The organism is Cellulosimicrobium funkei (assembly GCF_004519295.1).
Lineage (GTDB): Bacteria > Actinomycetota > Actinomycetes > Actinomycetales > Cellulomonadaceae > Cellulosimicrobium > Cellulosimicrobium funkei.
In genome coordinates this window covers 212,102-229,789 of the sequence record NZ_SOZH01000002.1, presented here as the reverse complement: position 1 = coordinate 229,789, position 17,688 = coordinate 212,102, and the positions used below count along the sequence as shown (strand labels likewise).

The 17,688-nt window shown below is 75.2% G+C and carries 17 protein-coding genes and 1 riboswitch; of the genes, 7 read left to right on the top strand and 10 right to left on the bottom strand.

The features are described 5' to 3' along the window. Window positions 1–1,716, bottom strand: a complete 1,716-nt coding sequence (locus E1O70_RS02750) for an ABC transporter permease (protein WP_205688600.1) — start codon at window positions 1,714–1,716, stop codon at window positions 1–3. A gap of 88 nt (window positions 1,717–1,804) precedes the next feature. Continuing rightward, on the bottom strand, window positions 1,805–2,896 hold the full coding sequence (locus tag E1O70_RS02745; protein ID WP_061267790.1) for a thiamine ABC transporter substrate-binding protein: 1,092 nt from the start codon (window positions 2,894–2,896) through the stop codon (window positions 1,805–1,807). An 82-nt stretch (window positions 2,897–2,978) separates the two neighbouring features. After that, a riboswitch (TPP riboswitch) is annotated at window positions 2,979–3,083 on the bottom strand. 144 nt (window positions 3,084–3,227) lie between these two features. Here E1O70_RS02745 and E1O70_RS02740 point away from each other — a divergent pair. From E1O70_RS02740 to E1O70_RS02720, 5 genes are all read left to right on the top strand, one after another. Further along, complete coding sequence (locus E1O70_RS02740) at window positions 3,228–3,638, top strand: hypothetical protein (RefSeq protein WP_128957720.1); 411 nt, start codon at window positions 3,228–3,230, stop codon at window positions 3,636–3,638. Window positions 3,639–3,962: 324 nt separating this feature from the next. After that, entirely contained in the window at window positions 3,963–4,814 is an 852-nt protein-coding gene (locus E1O70_RS02735) for an ABC transporter ATP-binding protein (protein ID WP_082774469.1), read from the top strand. Next, window positions 4,811–7,348, top strand: coding sequence for an ABC transporter permease (locus E1O70_RS02730; RefSeq protein ID WP_306303311.1), 2,538 nt, complete (start codon window positions 4,811–4,813; stop codon window positions 7,346–7,348). Before E1O70_RS02735 ends, E1O70_RS02730 begins: the two co-directional genes overlap by 4 nt. Before the next feature lie 106 nt (window positions 7,349–7,454). Then, window positions 7,455–7,730, top strand: a complete 276-nt coding sequence (locus E1O70_RS02725) for a DUF4235 domain-containing protein (protein WP_009861813.1) — start codon at window positions 7,455–7,457, stop codon at window positions 7,728–7,730. Between the two features lie 57 nt (window positions 7,731–7,787). Beyond that, the gene (locus E1O70_RS02720) at window positions 7,788–9,203 is read left to right on the top strand and encodes a hypothetical protein (protein WP_061267792.1); all 1,416 of its coding nucleotides are present in this window, start codon (window positions 7,788–7,790) and stop codon (window positions 9,201–9,203) included. Here the strand turns inward: E1O70_RS02720 and E1O70_RS02715 are convergent. The 6 genes from E1O70_RS02715 to E1O70_RS02690 form a co-directional block, all read right to left on the bottom strand. Continuing rightward, window positions 9,192–9,629, bottom strand: coding sequence for a GntR family transcriptional regulator (locus E1O70_RS02715; protein WP_082774473.1), 438 nt, complete (start codon window positions 9,627–9,629; stop codon window positions 9,192–9,194). The two genes, E1O70_RS02720 and E1O70_RS02715, sit on opposite strands and share 12 nt — an antisense overlap. Beyond that, window positions 9,626–10,585 carry a hypothetical protein gene (locus tag E1O70_RS02710; protein ID WP_134724191.1) on the bottom strand — a complete coding sequence of 320 codons (960 nt, stop codon included), beginning with the start codon at window positions 10,583–10,585 and terminating at the stop codon, window positions 9,626–9,628. The genes E1O70_RS02715 and E1O70_RS02710 overlap by 4 nt, the downstream gene beginning before the upstream one ends. 84 nt (window positions 10,586–10,669) lie before the next feature. Further along, window positions 10,670–11,227 carry a hypothetical protein gene (locus E1O70_RS02705; RefSeq protein WP_128957719.1) on the bottom strand — a complete coding sequence of 186 codons (558 nt, stop codon included), beginning with the start codon at window positions 11,225–11,227 and terminating at the stop codon, window positions 10,670–10,672. Continuing rightward, on the bottom strand, window positions 11,224–11,886 hold the full coding sequence (locus E1O70_RS02700) for a DUF4352 domain-containing protein (RefSeq protein ID WP_061267795.1): 663 nt from the start codon (window positions 11,884–11,886) through the stop codon (window positions 11,224–11,226). The genes E1O70_RS02705 and E1O70_RS02700 overlap by 4 nt, the downstream gene beginning before the upstream one ends. After that, window positions 11,883–12,581: a hypothetical protein gene (locus E1O70_RS02695; RefSeq protein WP_128957718.1), complete on the bottom strand. Its 699-nt coding sequence runs from the start codon at window positions 12,579–12,581 to the stop codon at window positions 11,883–11,885. Before E1O70_RS02695 ends, E1O70_RS02700 begins: the two co-directional genes overlap by 4 nt. Window positions 12,582–12,633: 52 nt before the next feature. Continuing rightward, complete coding sequence (locus tag E1O70_RS02690; RefSeq protein WP_061267797.1) at window positions 12,634–13,338, bottom strand: DUF1361 domain-containing protein; 705 nt, start codon at window positions 13,336–13,338, stop codon at window positions 12,634–12,636. Between the two features lie 119 nt (window positions 13,339–13,457). On the opposite strand from E1O70_RS02690, the gene E1O70_RS02685 reads away from it, so the two are divergent. Further along, window positions 13,458–14,696, top strand: a complete 1,239-nt coding sequence (locus E1O70_RS02685; RefSeq protein WP_061267798.1) for an MFS transporter — start codon at window positions 13,458–13,460, stop codon at window positions 14,694–14,696. 664 nt (window positions 14,697–15,360) lie between these two features. On the opposite strand, the gene E1O70_RS02680 is transcribed toward E1O70_RS02685, so the two are convergent. Next, window positions 15,361–15,846, bottom strand: a complete 486-nt coding sequence (locus E1O70_RS02680; protein WP_061267799.1) for a DUF6328 family protein — start codon at window positions 15,844–15,846, stop codon at window positions 15,361–15,363. 93 nt (window positions 15,847–15,939) lie between these two features. Between E1O70_RS02680 and E1O70_RS02675 the strand changes: the two genes are divergently transcribed. Continuing rightward, on the top strand, window positions 15,940–16,671 hold the full coding sequence (locus tag E1O70_RS02675; protein WP_061267800.1) for a PAS and ANTAR domain-containing protein: 732 nt from the start codon (window positions 15,940–15,942) through the stop codon (window positions 16,669–16,671). A gap of 14 nt (window positions 16,672–16,685) precedes the next feature. Here E1O70_RS02675 and E1O70_RS02670 read toward each other — a convergent pair whose 3' ends face one another. Continuing rightward, a complete protein-coding gene (locus E1O70_RS02670; protein ID WP_240696574.1) occupies window positions 16,686–17,477 on the bottom strand; it encodes a GAF and ANTAR domain-containing protein in 792 nt (263 codons plus the stop codon). Window positions 17,478–17,688: the final 211 nt, after the last annotated feature.

Sequence of the window (17,688 nt, the reverse complement as noted above, 5' to 3'; positions counted from 1 at the left end):
TCAGAACTCTCCTCCGGGTCGGTCGCCGCGCAACCGCTCGGCGAGCAGCATCACGGTCGCGGTGAGCAGCGCGAGCACGACGCTCGCCGCGAGCGCCATGCCGTAGTTCTCGGCGCCCGGGCGCCCGATGAGCCGGAAGATCACGACCGGCAGGGTCGCGCTGTCCGGGCGGGCGAGGAACGACGTCGCGCCGAACTCCCCGAGCGAGACGGCGAACGCGAACCCGACCGCCAGCCCGAGCGAGCGCGCGGCGATCGGGCCGTCGACCGTGCGGAACACGCGCCCGGGCGCGGCGCCGAGGGTCGCGGCGGCCTCGCGCAGGCGCGGGTCGATGGCGCGCAGCGTCGGCAGGACCGAGCGCACGACGAGCGGGGTCGCCACGACCGCCTGCGCGATCGGCACGAGGAGCCCCGACGTGCGCAGGTCGACGTCGAGGCCGATCGGCCGGTCGAGCGTGACGAGGAAGCCGAAGCCGACCGTCACCGCGGAGACCCCGAGCGGGAGCATGAACACCGAGTCGAGCACCGAGATCGCGCGCCGGCCCCCACGCGAGCGCGGGCGCCGGGACACGACGAGCGCCACGAGACCCCCGATCACGACGGCGAGCACGGTCGCGAGCGCGGCGGTGCGCAGCGAGTTGCCCGCCGCCTCCCACACGGTGACCGACAGCGCGTTGCGGCCGCCCGTGGTGCCGAGGTTCGCGTAGTTGTCGAGGCCCCAGCCGCCGCCCGGGACGCGGAACGACCGCACGACGAGGGTGCCGAGCGGCAGCCCGACGAGCACGACGACCACGGCCGCGGTGAGCGCCGCGGGCGCGAGGTCGCCCGTCGGGCGGCCGTCGCGCCACAGCCGCAGCGGGTGCGCGGACGACGCCGACGACGACAGGTTGAGGGCGCGCTCGCGCCGGGCCCGCGTGCGGTTCGCCACCGTGAGCGCCGCCGCGACGACCACGAGCTGCACGACCGACAGCACCGCGGCGGTGCGCAGGTCGAGGAACTGCGTGGTCTGGATCCAGATCTCCGTCTCGATCGTCCCGTAGCGGATGCCGCCGAGCACGAGCACGACGCCGAACGCCGTCGCGCAGAAGAGGAAGACGATCGACGCGGCGCTCGCGATCGCGGGCGTGAGCGCCGGGAGCTTCACGGTGCGGAACGCGCGCCACGGCGTCGCGCCGAGGGCGCGCGCCGCCTGCTCGGCGCGCGGGTCGAGGTGCTCCCAGAGCCCGCCGACGGTGCGCACCACGACGGAGTAGTTGAAGAACACGAGCGCGACGACGATCGCGGCGAACGTCTCGTCGAGCCGCAGGAACCCGAGCGGGCCGCCCTGCACGAGCAGCGACCGGAACGCGACGCCGACGACGACGGTCGGGAGCACGAACGGCACCGTGACGAGCGCGCGCACGACCCGCCGACCGGGGAACCGGCACCGGTACAGCACGTACGCGCCGGGCACGCCGAGCAGCAGCGACAGCGCCGTGCCGAGCACGGCCTGCCAGAGCGTGAGGCCGACGATCCGCCACGTGCGGGGCTCGGAGAAGACCTCCGCGAACCCCGAGAGGTCGAGGCCGCCGTCGTCCCCGACGAACCCGCGCGCCACGAGCGTGACGACCGGCCACGCGAAGAACACCCCGAGGAACGCGAGCGGCACCGCCGCCGCCAGACCCCACAGCACCCCGCGCCCGACGCCGCCCCGCCGGACCGCCCGACCCGTCACCACGGCTCTACCTCGGGAAACCACGGTTCTCCCCTGCGCGACCACGGCTCTACCCCGCGAGGTAGAGCCGTGGTCGCCGGGGGACCGGGGGTCAGTCGACGACCGTCGCCGTCCATGCCTTGATCCACTCGTCGCGGTGCGCCGCGACGTCGGCGGGCGCGACCTCGAAGGGCTCGTCGGCGAGCGGTGCGAACTCGGCCCAGCCGTCGGGCAGCGCGACGGAGTCGTCGGCCGGGTACATGTACATCTGGTCGGCGACGTCGGCCTGGAACGTCTCGCTCACGAGGAAGTCGAGGAGCTGCTGCGCGCCCTCGGGGTTCTTCGCGTTCGCGAGCACGCCCGCGTACTCGACCTGGCGGAAGCACGTGTCGAGCAGCGCGCCCGTGGTCGACGCGGAGCCGTCCTCGGTGAGCGTGAACGCGGGCGACGTCGAGTACGAGAGCACGAGCGGGCGCAGGCCCGCGCCCTCCGAGCCGGAGAAGTCCACGTAGTACGCGTCGGACCAGCCGTCGACGACCTTCACGCCGTTGGCGCGCAGGTCCGCCCAGTAGTCCTCCCAGCCGTCCTCGCCGAACGCCCCGACGGTCGCGAGGAGGAACGCGAGGCCCGGCGACGACGTCGCGGGGTTGGTCACGACGAGGAGGTCCCGGTACTCCGGCTTCGCCAGGTCCTCGAGCGTCACGGGCTCGGGCATCCCCGCGTCGGCGAACCACGCGTGGTCCACGTTGACGCACACGTCACCGAGGTCGACGGCGGTGAGCTCGCCGCCGTCGCCGACCGCGTACGACGCGGCGGACTCCGAGAGGTCCGCGGGCGTGTACGGCTCGAGGACGCCCTCGTCGATCGCGCGCGACGCGAAGGTGTTGTCGATCCCGAACACGACGTCGCCGAGCGGCGAGTCCTTCGTGAGGATCAGCTGGTTGACCAGCGCGCCGCCGTCGCCGGGCGCGACCTGCTCGACGGTGAGCCCGCTCTCCTCCTCGAACGCGGCGAGCACGTCGTCGCTCACCGCGAAGGAGTCGTGGGTCACCAGGGTGACCGTGCCCCCGCTGCCCGACGACGCGTCGTCGCCCCCGGCGCCGTCGCCCCCCGAGCAGGCCGCGAGGGCGAGGAGCGCGAGCGTCGCGCCCACGCCGGTCGCGAGGGCCCGGCCGCGGCGGGCGACGGTGGTCGTGTGCTGCATGTGTCCTCCCTGGACGTTCAGGAGGGGTCCACCGGCCCGACGGGCCGCGCGCCGGGTGGGCGCGACGGACCGCGCGAGCAGGTGATCGAGATTCCCGACTTCCTCCACCGGTGCTAACCGGATCAGGTTCGAGGGTCTGCGGTGGTCCGCACTCTCAGCTCCTCCAGGAGCTCCCCTGTCGTTCACCGCGAGCCTACACCGACCGGCTCCGAGTGGTTCTCGGAGGGAGCGCGCCGTGCTTACCGTCGGTGCAGAAGGACCACCCCAGCATCGGCTGTAGGCTCGCGAAGCACGGGACATCGAGTACGTCTTCGAGCTGCTCACCTCGACCGTGGTCAGAGGGCGCACAGCCAGGAACCCTGCCGGTTACTCGACGAACGTCTGCACCATCGTTCGAGACAGGTACGACGGCGGGCTCGTCACGATGTTCCGGGGAGGCCACGACATGCCCATATCACTGGTCCTGCGCAGGGAGCGCGGCGAGGACATCCGGCGTGCCGAGCAGACGTACCTTCCCGCAGATGCTTCTCGAGATCCTGCCGAGTATCCGCTCCTGAGCGGAGTCGACCCGTACGCCAACACCATCTTCAACGCTCGTCAGATGCACCAGCTCCTCGTCGAGGTCGACCGGCTCCTCTCGGGCCCGCTCGGCGTCGCGGAGCGCGCGTCGCTCGAGGCCGTAGCCGACCTCTGCCGGGACGCCCGTCGCGTCCATCGCTATCTCTGGTTCATCGGCGACTGATCGAGAATCTCGCGTTGTCGAACGCAGCCGCCGCGTCGCTGCTGCGGTGCGCGTCGAACGTCGACGTCGCGAGGCACGGCGAGCCCGCGTTCCTCGGGATCGTCACGAGCACGGGCTCCGCTAGTCCACCCCGTCACTCCGGCGGCGCTCATCCCTCGACCGCCTTCCCTGAGCGCCACCCTGAGAGATCCCTGAGAGTGCCTCCCACGGGACCAGGGGGAGGTCCGGGCGGTTCCCCGATGCCCGCGCGCCGGTGCCCGCGCGAGGGTCGGTGGTGACCGGGCTGCCCTGGCCCGGTCACCACGACGCAAGAGGGGAAGGACCATGAGCAGCTCACCGATCGCTGCAGTCGCCACCGGAGGCAAGAGGGCGGGCAGCACGGAGCGTGGCACGACGGCGGGCGCGATCGCCACGGCCCGAGGACTGGTGAGGACCTACGGTCGCGGCGAGGCCGCGGTGCGTGCGCTCGACGGCGTGGACGTGGACGTCGAGAAGGGCCGGCTGACCGCGATCATGGGCCCGTCCGGCTCGGGCAAGTCGACACTCATGCACTGCCTCGCGGGGCTCGACTCCCCCACGGCGGGGACCGTCGTCGTCGACGGCGAGACGGTCTCCGCGATGAGCGAGCGGCGCCTGACGCGCCTGCGGCGCACGCGCCTGGGGTTCGTCTTCCAGTCGTTCAACCTCGTGCCGACGCTCACGGCGGAGGAGAACATCGTGCTGCCGCTCGCGATCGCCCGGCGGCCCGTCGACCGGGAGTGGTTCGACCGCGTGGTCGACGCCGTGGGCCTGCGCCCCCGGCTGGGGCACCGGCCCGCCGAGCTCTCGGGCGGGCAGCAGCAGCGGGTCGCGTGCGCGAGGGCGCTGGTGTCGCGACCCGCGATCGTGCTCGCGGACGAGCCGACGGGGAACCTCGACTCGCGCGCCGCCGCGGAGGTCCTGGGCTTCCTGCGCGCGTCCGTGGACGACCTCGGCCAGTCCGTCGCGATGGTCACGCACGACCCGACCGCCGCGTCGTACGCCCACCGGGTGCTCTTCCTCGCGGACGGCCGCCTCGTGACCGAGCTCCACGACCCCACGCCGCAGGCGGTCCTCGACACGCTGGGCTCCCTCACGCCCGCCGGGCCGTCCCCGGCGCACGCCACCCCGGCAGCGACGACGGCGGCCGCCCGATGATGGGCCGGATCGCGCTGCGCGGCGTGCGCGCCCACGGCGCGCAGCTCGTCCTCTCGGTGCTCGCCGTGACGATCGGCGTCGCGTTCGTGACCGGCACGTTCGCGCTGCGTGCGATGCTCGCGACCACGTTCGACGGCATCGTCGCCTCGTCGGTCCAGGCGGACGCGTACGTGCGCGGCGCGTCGTCGGCCGGGGACGCGCTGATGTCGGCGTCGGCCCAGGTCGGCGGGGCGCGCAGCCTCGTCCCGGCGGACCTGGCGCACGACCTCGGCGCGCGCGACGACGTCGCGCTCGCGCTCCCCGAGGTGAGCGGTCCCGCGGTGCTCGTGGGCGCGGACGGGACCGCGGTCCTCGGCAGCCAGGCGCCGAGCATCGGCGTCGCCTACGACCCCCGCGACCCCGGCCCCCAGGTGGTCGACGGCCGCGCACCCCGCGACGGCGGCGAGGTCGCGCTCGAGTCGGCGACGCTCGCGGCGTCGGGCCTCGCGGTGGGCGGCACGACCGACGTCGTGCTGGGCGACGCCGTGCGGCCCGTGCGCGTGGTCGGCGAGGTCTCGCTGTCCGCGCCGATGGCGGGCGCGACGATCGTCCTGCTCGACGCCGGGACCGCCGCCGCGACGTACGCGCCCGACGACCTCGTCCCGTCGGTCGCGCTGTACGCGGCCGACGGCGTCTCCCCGGAGGCGCTGCGGGACGCCGTCGCGACCGCGCTCCCCGCGGGCGCCGAGGCGCTGACGGGGGCGGAGCTGCGCGCCGAGACGAGCGAGGCGATCACCGACCAGCTCGGGTTCGTCTCGACGTTCCTGCTGGTGTTCGCCGCGCTCGCGCTGTTCGTCGGCACGTTCATCATCACCACCACGTTCTCGATGCACGTCCGACGCCGCACGCGCGAGCTCGCGCTCCTGCGCGCGGTGGGCGCGTCGCCCGCGCAGGTGTTCGGCTCCGTGGTGGGGCAGGCGGCGGTCGTCGGGGCGGTCGGCGCGCTGCTCGGCGTCGGGGCCGGGTTCGGCCTCGCGGAGCTCGCCCGCAGCGGGCTCGGCGCCGTCGGCATGGAGCTCTCCGGCACGCTGCCCGTCACGACCACGGGGGTCGTCGTCCCGCTCGTGGTCGGCGTCGTCGTGTCCGTGCTCGCCGCCGCCCTGCCCGCGCGGCACGCCGCGCTCGTGCGCCCGGTGGAGGCGATGCGCGCCGACGTCGTCCGGCCCACCGGAGCCGGGCGGGCCCGTGCCGTCGCCGGGACCGTCGCGCTGCTCGCGGGCGTAGGGCTCGTCGTCGCGGCGGCCGTGGTCGGCAGCGGGGGCGCGCCCCTCCTCGGCCTCGGCGCGGCCGGCGTCGTCGCGGGCGTGCTCCTCCTCGCGCCGCTCGCGGTCGGCCCGGTGCTGACCGTCCTCGCCGCACCGTTCGTCGCGCTGGTCCGCCCGCTCGGCGGCCTCGCGCGCGGCAACGTCACGCGCCAGCCGCGGCGGACCGCGGCGACCGCGGGCGCGCTCGTCGTCGGGATGGCGCTCGTCTCGACGACGTCCGTCCTCGCGCTGTCCACCCGCGTCTCCGTGCAGGACATCGTCGACCAGGAGACCGCGGCCGACCTCGTCGTCCGCTCGGCGATGCCGTACCTCCCCGACGGGGTCGCGGGCGACGTCCGCGCCGTGCCCGGCGTCGCGGCCGTCGACGTCACGACGTACGGGCAGGTCGTCGTCGACGGCGAGCCGCAGCTCGTCGTCGGGTTCCCCGCCGAGGGCTTCGGGCGCTCCGTGCGCACGACCGCGACCGAGGGCGACCTCGCCGCGTACGCGCGGGGCGAGGCCGCCGTCATGGCGGACGCGCTCGACGAGCACGGCTGGGCCCTGGGCGACGTCCTGACGCTCGCCGACCCGGCACGGCCCGACCTCCCCGCCCGGGAGGTGCGCATCGGCGCGGTGGTCGACTCGCACGCGTTCTCCGTCGACCTGCTCCTGCCGCCCGACGTGGCCGCCGCGGTCGGCGCGACGACGACGGAGATGCTGTTCCTCGACGCCGAGCCCGGCGCGGACCTCGCGGCCGTCCGCGCGGGCGTGACCGACGCCGTCGCGCCGTACGTCGTGGCGTCCGTGCTCGACGCCGACGAGTTCGCCGCGGACGTCGCCGGCCAGGTCGAGTCGGTCCTCGCGATCGTCTACGCCCTGCTGGGGCTCTCCGTCCTCGTCGCCGTGCTGGGGATCGTCAACACGCTCGCGCTGTCCGTCGCGGAGCGGACGCGCGAGATCGGGCTGCTGCGGGCCGTCGGGCTCGGGCGGGCCCAGCTCGCGACGACGATCGTCATCGAGTCCGTGCTCGTCGCGGTGTTCGGCACGGCCGTCGGGCTCGCCGTGGGGACCGGCCTCGCCGCCGCGCTCCCGTCGGTGCTCGCGGACCAGGGTTTCACGACCCTCGCCGTGCCGTGGGCCCAGCTCGGCGCCATGCTCGTGCTCGCCGGCGTCGTAGGCGTCGTCGCCGCGGTGTGGCCCGCGGTGCGCGCCGCGCGCCTGCCCGTCCTGGACGCGGTGAGCCACGACTGAGCCGGGTGCGCGCGCCGGGCGACGCGCGGGCGGCGACTTCGCACTACGGTGGTCGTGCGAGCACGCCCGGCGCCGCCCGGCGCCCCGACCGACGGAGGAACCCCTCGTGGCCGACACGAACGAGAACGAGCAGACCCTGGCCCTCAAGGTCGGGACCGTCGCCCTGACCTTCGCCGCGGGCTGGGCCGCGCAGAAGCTCGTCACGTTCGTCTGGGCCAAGGTCACCGGGCACGACGCCCCGAAGGACCTCGACGACGAGGAGGTCGGCGTCGTCCAGGCCGTGACCTTCGCCGCCGTCGCCGCGGGCGTCGGAGTCCTCGCCCGCCGCTTCGCGGGCAAGGAGGCGAAGCGCGTCGTCGCCCGCCTCGCGTCGCGCGCCTGACGCTCGGCCCGCTCCGTCCGCGCGAGGGAGGACGGGCCGCCGGGTAGCCTGGCGCGCGTGACCGCCCCGCCGGCGAGCCCGACGACGCCCTCTCAGGACTCGATCCTGCGCGCCGGCCTGCGCGTCCTCGCCGACGCCGGCCGGCTCCTGGTCCGGCACTGGCCCGCGCTCGTCGCGGTCGCCGTCCTCGCGCAGGTGCTGCACGAGCTTGCGCTGCGGGCCGCGCTCGCCGTCGCGCCGTCGTCCGGGGTGCTCGGCCTGCTCGTGCTGTGCTTCTCGCCGCTCGCGACGGTCGTCGGGATCGTCGTCATGCTGCACGTCCTGCGCCGGGAGCCGCGCACCGAGCGCGACCGGCTCGAGGTCCGGGCGCTGCTCGGCTCGATCGCCTCGGTCCTCGTGCCCTACCTCGTCATCTACGAGTTCTACGGCGGGCTGTCGTCCGACTGGCAGGCGTACATCGACTCCGCCGCGCTCGACCACGCGTTCGCCGCGGGCGCGGGGATCGAGACCGCGAGCCCCGTCCCCGAGGGCTTCGGGCTCACCGTCGTGCTCGTCGTCGCGGGCGCGCTGCTCGCCCGCACCCTGCTGGAACGGCTCGCGCGGCGCCTCGACCGCGGCGTCCCCGCGCGCGACGGCGACGCCCGGCACAGCGCCCGCTCCGCCGCGGTGCGCATCGCCGCGGGCTACTGCGAGGTCGTCTGGATCGTCGTCGGCGCGTTCACCGTCACGGCCCTCGTCGGGCGCGTCCGCGAGTGGTGGTCGACCCGCGTGGTCGTCGTCGAGGTGACGACCTGGTGGGACGGCGTGGTCGCGCGCGTGGACGCGCTCAAGCCGCTCGTCGACGCCGTGGGCCCGACGACGTCCCTCCTCGTCGCGGGCGTCGTCACCGGGCTCGTGGTCCCGCTCGCGTGGCTCACGCTCGGGACGATCGTGTACGGCGTGGAGGCGATCGACGTCGTCGACCCCGCCCACGCGGTGCCGGGCGACGGCGGCGCGACCGGCCGGACAGCCCGCGCCGTCGACCGGTTCAACCGGACGCTCGGCGAGAGCGGCGCCCAGCGGGCGTGGGCGCTGATGCTCGACCCGGGCCGGCGGTTCGGCGGCCTCGTCGGGGCCCTCGGGATGCTGTGGCGCAGCCGCTGGGGCGCGGTGCTGCTCTTCTGCGTCGCGTTCGCGCTCCTCACGCTCGCCGAGCAGGTCGTGCTCACCGCCGCGCAGGCGGTCGTCGGCCAGCCGGGGATCGTCGCGTGGCGCGCGCTCGTCGGCCCGCTGGAGACGGTCGCGACCGTCGTCGTGCAGGTGCTCACGACCGTCCTGCTCGCCGCCGCGGCCGACGCGCTCCTCGCGAGCCTGGGCCTGCCGTCCGCGCTGCGCACGCGACGGGCGGCGCGGCGGGCCGGCGAGCCGGACACCGGCGCCGGCACCGGGACGCCGAGCACGCCGACCGCGGTCGGCGCGGCCTCAGCTCCCTGACGTGGCGGGGTGCTCGACCTCGGTCCGAGCGGTGGCGGCGCCCGCCTTCTCGGCGCGCCGGTCCCCCAGCAGCGCTGCCGCGACGACGTCGCGGATCTCCCCGTCCGTGAGCGCGTGGTCCCGCGCCAGCCGGACGAAGCGCGCGGCCGCCTCCGTGACGGCGGCCCGGTCGAGCGTCGCAGGCGGCGCCGTGACGAGCGTCCCGACGCGGCGGCGGGTGGTGACCAGGCCCGCGGCCTCGAGGTCGCGGTAGGTGCGCGCGACCGTGCCCGGCGCGATGCCGAGGTCGTTGGCGAGCGCGCGGACGGTCGGGAGCCGCTGCCCGTCCACGAGGTCGCCCGCCGTGACGAGCGCGGCGAGCTGCGCGCGGAGCTGTTCGTAGTGCGGGGTCGTGGAGTCGAGGTCGATCCGGACGGCGAGGCTCACGCGGCGACCGCCTCGGGAGCGAACGGCGCCTGCGCGGCGGGTGCCGGGTCGCGCGCGGGCCACACCGCCGCCACGAGGACGACGAGGACGAGTCCTGCCGCGAGGGCGAGGAGGACGTTCCCGGCGACGATCTCTCCCGCGCTCGGCCCGGGCCCGAGCACGGCGCCGTCCCCGTTCCCCAGGCCGAGCCAGCGCAGCGAGAGGCCGGCGAACGCGACGAGCCCTCCCAGCGTCAGCCCCAGCACGAGCTGGGTCGCACGCTCGACACGGCGGGCGACCCGCCGCCGCAGCCACATGTCCCACTCCTCGCCGACGTCCTCCACCGCGGGACGCGAGCGGACGAGGCGCAGCACCGCTTCGGAGGCGACCAGGGCCACCGCGGCCACGACGAGCACGGGCCCCGTCCACAGCCAGCCGGGGAACGGGGTGACGGTGTACGCCTCGGCCGGCCCGACGACGCGCGAGACCGCGCGCGGCCCCGACGCCACGAGCCCGAACGCGACCGCGGCGACCACGAGCAGCGCCGTCCACGCCCAGGCGAGGCGGCGCGTGACGGTGGGAGCGACGTCCGCGACCGACCGGACGGCGAGGCGCGCCTCGCGCTGCCGGTGCCGTGGACGAGGCCACGTCAGCTCGCCCACCGCGTGGACGGCCAGGGCGCCGAGGAGCGCGACGAGGGGCAGCACCGCCGTCCCGCGCGCGCCGAGCGTCGCGACGCCCAGCACGAGGTAGGCCGGGGGCAGCAGGAGCCCCGCGGCGACGACCAGACCCGCGCCGGCGCTCGTGAGGGCGGCGTGCCGCACGGCACGACGCCCCGCCGAGCCGGTGACCACCGCCCGACGGCCGTCGGACCACACCAGCCCCACCGCGACGACGAGAGCGAGCAGGGCGAGGTCCACCCCGAGCGCGACCGGCAACGGCAACGGGTTCCCCAGCATCCACGACACCACGCCCACGGCGACCACCTCCGTCGAAGTTTATTGATCATGAACTATGTTCATTAAACGACGAGATGTCAACCGGCAGGCAGACGGCGGCGGTCAGCCGACGTCCGCGACAGGGAGCGACCAGTACGCCGGCAGGAGGCTCGGCTCGACGAGACGCACCTCGGCGGGCTCGGCGTCATCCGGGATCAGGAAGTGCTGCGTGCTCCGGCTGGAGACGGCGCCCGTGCAGACCGGCGCCTCGGGGTACGGCATGCCCGGGAGCGCCGAGGCGCCCGCCGCGTACTCCCGTCCGGCCGTGTCCCGGAGCAGCACCGCGCACGACGAGAAGGTCTCGTCCGCGCCCTCCGGGGCGGGCGGCATGTCGGAGCGGAACGACACGTCGGCCGCCCAGAGCGTGTAGCCGTCGGGCACCTCGATCCGGCCGCCGTACCCGTCGTCGAGCCCGTCGACCGCCGCGATGCCCACCAGCCGGGCCCGCACGTCGCCGACCTGCGCCCAGCCGTCGGCGTCCGGCGCGTGCGCGACGCGCGGTTCGCCCGACCACCAGGCCTGCACGTCGTCCGACCGCCAGGTCAGCCAGCCCAGGGCGCCGAGCGCCACGACCAGCACGGGCAGCCACCAGCGGTTGGTCCGCCACCAGCCGGCGCTCACGCGTCCCACCCGCCCGGGACGAGCGCGGGCCGCACCGTCTCCACGGAGTCCCCCGCGGCGGGCGGCGCGACACGGCCGAGGTCGACCTCGGCGATCGCCTGGGGACGGTCGAGGTCCGCGTCCTGGTGCTCCGTGAGCACGCGCAGCACGAGGTCGCCCTCCAGCGCCCGCGCGGGCACCTCGACGGCGACGGTCCCCGCCTCCGGGACGTCCGGGTCCGCGAACGTGCTGAGGACCTGGTTGCCCACGCGGCGCGACGCCTCGTGGTCCCGCCCGGCGGCGTCGCGCAGCTCGACCACCTCGACGCTCGCCTCGCCCGTCGTCCCGGACACCGCGAGGTCCACGACGACCCAGACGCCGTCGGTCGTCAGCGGGCCGGACCCGTCGTCGTCGAGCGTCGTGCCGGTGCGGACGTCGTCGACCCGCACGCGCACCGGTCCGGCGGTCACGACCTCGCCCACGGTGCCGCGCGACGTCGTCGGCGTGAGCGTGGGCCACCACGTGTCGACGCGCGACACCGCGGCCCCCGCCCCCACGGCGAGGACGAGCAGGACCACGGTCACGGTCCGGCCGGTCCGCCGCGGGCGCCCGTCCGATGCGTCCGGCCCGTCCGACGCCTCGGGCCCGTCCGGCGCCACGCCGGTCGCTTCCTCGGTCACCAGCCGTCCTCCGTCTCGGGCGGGTCCACGATCTCGGGCGGGACGGCCCCGACCGGGACGTCCACGAGCGTGACCGCGCCCGTCTCGGCCCACCGCCGGCCGCCGCCGACCGTCATGTCGCGGTACCGGAACGTCGGGACGGTCACGGTCAGCGGCGCGTCGGGCGTGCTCACCGCGCCGCTCTCCCCCGGCACCGACACGGGCCACAGGAGCGCGACGTCGTCGGCGAGGCCCGGCGAGAGCACGGGGTACGACGACGCGTCGCGCACGAGGAGCGTGGGGTCCGGGCGGTCCGGCTCCGCGTCGCCCGCGAGCGCCAGGCCGCCGGGCAGCTCGTCGGGGAGCGTCACCGCGGTGCGGTCGAGCCGGCGCGACTCGCGGTCCGTGTCGAGCGCGCCGACGACCACGACGAGCCACGCGTCCGCCCCGGAGTCCTCGAGCGCCGAGACCTGCACGGCGTCCGTCACGGACCACGAGCGCACGGTGAGGTCGAAGGGTCCCGTGGCGACCGGCTCCCCCGCGGCGGCCCGGGCCGGCCCCGCGTCGGCGGCGTCGTGCCGGGCGAGGCCGCCGGCCGCCGTCGTGCCGACGACGGCCCCCAGGACGACGGCGAGCGCCACGCGGCGCGGCCACGTGCCCACGACGGCGCGGAGCAGCGGCACGCCCCGGGCGGCCTTCGGCGCGGTCGACGTCACGGCGCGCATCCTACGGGCCGCCACGGGACCGTCGCTGGACCGCCACGGGCCGTCAGGCCCCGCGCACGAGGAGCGTCGTGACCGGGCCCATGACGATCGCGTACATGACCGCGAAGAACAGCGTGTGCAGGAGCACGAAGAGCAGCGCGTCCCGCACGGCGCCGCGCGCCCGGAAGTGGCGCACGAGCTTGCGCACGAACTGGACCGGGTGGGCGAGGTCCCAGCTGTTGAACCGCACGTACCGGCCGAGGTAGATCCCGACGGAGACGAGCGCCAGCACGACGAGCACCACGACCCACGACACGGGACGGCGGAACGGGGCGTCGTCGTCCGGGTAGAGCACGATCGCGAGCAGCGCCTGCGCGAGGAACACGTTGACGAGCGTGTTCATCACGCCGGACAGGGCGAGCGTGAGCACGGCCACGATGTCGTACCAGAGCGGGACCTCCTCGCCCTCCTGCCGGTGGCTGTAGTTCAGCTCGGTGACGAGGTAGCCCGCGTTCGGCAGGAGCAGCAGCCAGACGCCGAACCCGACGACGGCGCACGTCACGACCGCCCACGACGGGGCGCCGCCCGCGATGAGCACGGCGTCGACGAGGACGACGAGCCCGAGCACGATCACCGGCGCGATCGAGAGCCCGATGTTGAGGAGCATCGGCCGGTACACGCGCGTGCGGTACAGCGGCGCGCGCAGCACCACGAGGGCGAGCGCGTACACGTTGAGCAGGGCCACGCCCCCGAAGAGCCAGTCGAGCACGACCCCACGGTACGGGGGGTTCCCCGCGCGCGGCGCGGGGAGCGTCGTTAGCGTGGAGGTGCTCGACGCAACGATCTCCCCCCGTGCCCGACGACGGGCACCTCCCCCCAGGAGTCGCCATGGCGCAGCAGGACGCGGGCAGGGCCACCGGACCCGCCGCGACGACGACGTCCACCTCCCCGACCCTCATGCTCGTCCTCGCGACCGTCGGGTTCGCGGTGAACTTCTGGGCCTGGGCGCTCATCAGCCCGCTCGGCGCGGCGTACGGGCAGCAGTACGACCTCTCCGACGTGCAGGTGTCCGTGCTGGTGGCCGTCCCGGTCGTCGTCGGGTCGCTCGGCCGCATCCCGGTAGGGGCACTCACGGACCGGTACGGCGCCCGCATCATGTTCCCCCTGGTCAGCGCGCTGACGATCCTGCCCGTGCTGTTCGTCGGGCTCGTCGCGGACAGCTTCGCCTGGCTGATCGTCGGCGGGTTCTTCCTCGGTCTCGGCGGCACCGCGTTCGCCGTCGGGGTGCCGTTCGTCAACGCGTGGTACCCGCCCGCGCGGCGCGGCACCGCCGTCGGGATCTTCGGCATGGGCATGGGCGGCACCGCGATCTCCGCGTTCACCACCGTCCGCATCCGCGACGCGTGGGGCGACGCCGCCCCGTTCCTCCTCGTCGCCGCCGTCCTCGCGGTGTTCGCCGTCGTGTCGTGGCTGCTGCTGCGCGTCCCGCCCGGCCGGGCGACCGCCCCCGCCGGCGGGTTCTGGTCCCGCACCTGGGCGACGTTCCGCCTCCCCGCCACGCTGCAGCTCTCCTGGCTGTACGCCGTCGGGTTCGGCGGGTTCGTCGCGTTCTCCGTCTACCTGCCGACGTTCCTCGTCAACGCGTACGACCTCACCGCGTCCGACGCCGCAGCCCGCACTGCCGGGTTCGTCGTGCTCGCCGTCGTCATGCGGCCCGTCGGGGGCGCGCTGTCCGACCGGTTCGGCGGCGTGCCCGTGTCCGTCGTGTGCTTCGCCGTCGTCACGGCGCTCGCCGCGGTCGTCGCGTTCCAGCCGTCGCTCGTGCCGGTCGGGACGATCGCGTTCCTCGGCCTCGCCGCCGCGCTCGGTGCGTCGTCGGGCGCGACGTTCGCCCTCGTCTCGAAGGTCGCGCCGGTCGAGAAGGTCGGGGCGGTCACGGGCCTCGTCGGCGCGGCGGGCGGCCTCGGCGGGTTCATCCCGCCGCTGCTCATGGGCGCCGTCTACCAGCTCGAGGGCACGTACGGCCTCGGCTTCGGCCTGCTCGCCCTCACCGCCCTGCTGACCCTGCTGTTCACCCTCGGTCCCGTCCGCCGCGGTGTCCAGGCCCGCGCCGCCGCGTCCTCCTGAGCCTCCCGGGAGAAGCCCCGCGCTCGCGAGGTAGAGCCGTGGTCACGCGAGGTAGAGCCGTGGTCATGCGAGGTAGAGCCGGGGTCACGCGAGGTAGAGCCGTGGTCATGCCCGACGGCGCGTGGTCGCCCCGGGTGGGCGGGGTGGGCGGTGGTGCCGCGTCTACCATCCGCCGCTCGTTCCTCGCGGCTCCCGCCAGGCCCGCCACGACGCGGCACCACCGCCCACCCCGCCCGGCGTCGTCTCACCTCTGGGTCTCCCCTGCCCGAGCGACTGCCCGCGGGGTCAGGTGCGCTCGCACCGCACGGCCCACCGGGTCACCGCGGTCGCGCCGGAACTCGGTGGCGAGCAGGTGATCTGGGCTCGTCCTGGTCGACTGACGGGCCACAATCACCCGCTCGCCGGAGGCCGCGGCCCATGGTGGACAGTGGGTGTCTCTCGACCCTCCGGGCCGGCGCGGGGCGGCCGGGGGGGGTGGTGCCCGGTTCCACCACGGTCTTCGCCGTTGACCACGGCTCTACTTCGCGTGACCACGGCCCTACCTCGGCGAGCATCGGCTCTACCTCGCGTGACCACGGGTCTACCTCGGGCGACCACGGCTCTACCTCGCGTGACCACGGCTCTACCTCGCTACCTCGTGTGGCGAGAGGTCTTGATCGCGAGGTCAGTCCGACGCCGCGGTGCCGCGGGCGACGAGGCGCGGGAGGACGAACCAGAGGCCGACGAGCAGCACGAGCGCGCAGCCGCTCGACCACAGGGCCGCCGTCCGGTCCACGACGACGTCGACGACGAGCAGCACGGTCCCGGTCACGACGAACGCGAGCACGAGCACGCCGAACCGCGCGATCCGGTCGCTCAGGGTCACGAGCGTCGTCTTGCGGTGCCGGCGGAAGAGCGTGCGGTGCAGGCTCACGGGCGTCACGAACAGGCCGGTGGACAGCACGGCCAGCGCGACGAGCGCGAGGTAGACGCCGGTCTGGAAGGTGTCGAGGTCCCCGAAGCGCTGCTGGAACGGCAGCGTGAGGAGGAACCCCGTGAGGATCTGCACGCCCATCTGCATGACGCGCAGCTCCTGGAGGAGCTCCGCCCAGTTCCGGTCGGACCGTTCCTCGGCCGACTCGTCCCGCCCGTCGCTGACCTGGGTGGTCACGGTTTCCTCCCTCGCGCCGACGCTGGGATAATCTTCAGTCTGCTGGGGTCAGGAATCGGCTCCGTCCTGCTCGATCTCCGGGGACCCCCATCGATGGACGCTGCCCTGCCCGCCGACGCCACCGAACCCGACGACGTCGTCCCGCCCGCTCTCGCCGACCTCCTCGCCGCCCTCGGTCCGGGTGACCCCCAGCCGGTCGGCCGCTTCCGCGTGGACATCGCGACCGACTCGTGGTGGTGGTCGGACGAGGTGTACGAGATGCACGGTTTCGCGCCGGGCGAGGTCGTGCCGACGACCGCCCTCGTCCTGTCGCACAAGCACCCCGAGGACCGGGAGCGCGTCGCGAGCGAGCTCGCGCAGGCCGCGCGGACCGGGGAGCCGTTCGGGTCCATGCACCGCATCGTGGACGCGACGGGCGCGACTCGCACGCTCGCCGTCGCGGCGCAGGGGAAGAACCCGGGCGCGGAGCTGCCCTGGGCGCACGTGGTGGGCTACTTCGTCGACCTGACGACGGCGCACGCCGAGGCCGCGCGGCGGGAGGCGACCGCGTCGATCCGGGCCGCCGACGCGTCGCGATCGGTGATCGAGCAGGCCAAGGGCGTGCTCATGGCGGCGCTGCGCACGGGGCCCGACGACGCGTTCGAGGTGCTGCGCCGGCGCTCGAACGACGTGAACGTCCCCGTCCGCGAGCTCGCCCGTCGCCTCGTGGAGGGCGTGGTCGACGGCGCCGGGACGGCCGGGCCGCTGCTCGACGAGTCGGTCCGACTCCGGGTCGACACGCTGCTCGAGGCGTCGTGCGCCGATGAGCCCGGCGCGGGCGGCTGAGCCGTCGGGGGCGCTCAGCCCTCCTGGGGCGCGCCGACGCCGGGGATGCGCCGCGTCTCGACGATCTCCCGGGCGACGTCGACGAGCTTGATGTTCGCGTCCTGCGACACGCGGCTCATCACGGCGAACGCGCGGCCGGGAGTCAGGGAGTACCGCTCCATGATGATGCCCTGGGCCTGCCCGATGAGCGTGCGGGTCTGGACGGCGGACTGGAGCTGCTCCTCGGTCCGCGCGGCCGAGATCGCCGCGGCCGCGACGGCGGCGAACGTCGACGCGAGGTGGTGGGAGTCCGGGCCGAACGCGGCGCGCGACCCCGAGTACATGTTGAGCGCGCCGTGCGCGTTCTCCGAGGTGTAGAGCTGGACGCACAGCATGGAGCGGACGCCGAGCTCGCTCGAGACGCGCGGCGCCCACCGCGGCCAGCGCGGGTCCGTCGCGACGTCCCCGGACTCCACGAGCGCGTGCTCGCGGATCGCGTCGAGGCACGGGCCCTCGTCGAGCTCGTACTGGAGCGCGTCCCCGCGCGCCACGACCGGGTCCGACACGGCTGCGCTCTCGATGCGGCGGCGGGTCACGAGCGAGATTCCGGCCTCGTCGCAGCCGTCGACCATCGCCACCGCGAGCTCGACGACGCGGTCGAGGGTCTGCTGGAGGGTGGGCTCGTCGGCGAGCGCGCGGGCGGCGTCCGCCACGAGGCCTGCCACCGTCGCCTCCTCCGCCATCAGGTCGACGACGGGGACGTCGGTCAGCGGCGCTCCGGATCCTCCCGGGGTCGGCTCGGCGCTCGTTCCGCGATCGGTGCTCATGGGTGCTCTCCTTGTCTCCGCGGCAAGCCTACGTCGCGGAGAACCGGGGCACGTCGTGTCGGAGGCCCCGCCCGGGCGTCACCGGGGCGGGGCGGGGGCGGCGGCCGTCTCGCCCGCACAAGGCGTGGCGGCTGGTGACCCTCTCACGGGCGCCGTCGCTCTCGCGACGGACCCGCCCCCGGGCGGGCGCGGACGCCCACCCTCCGACCCT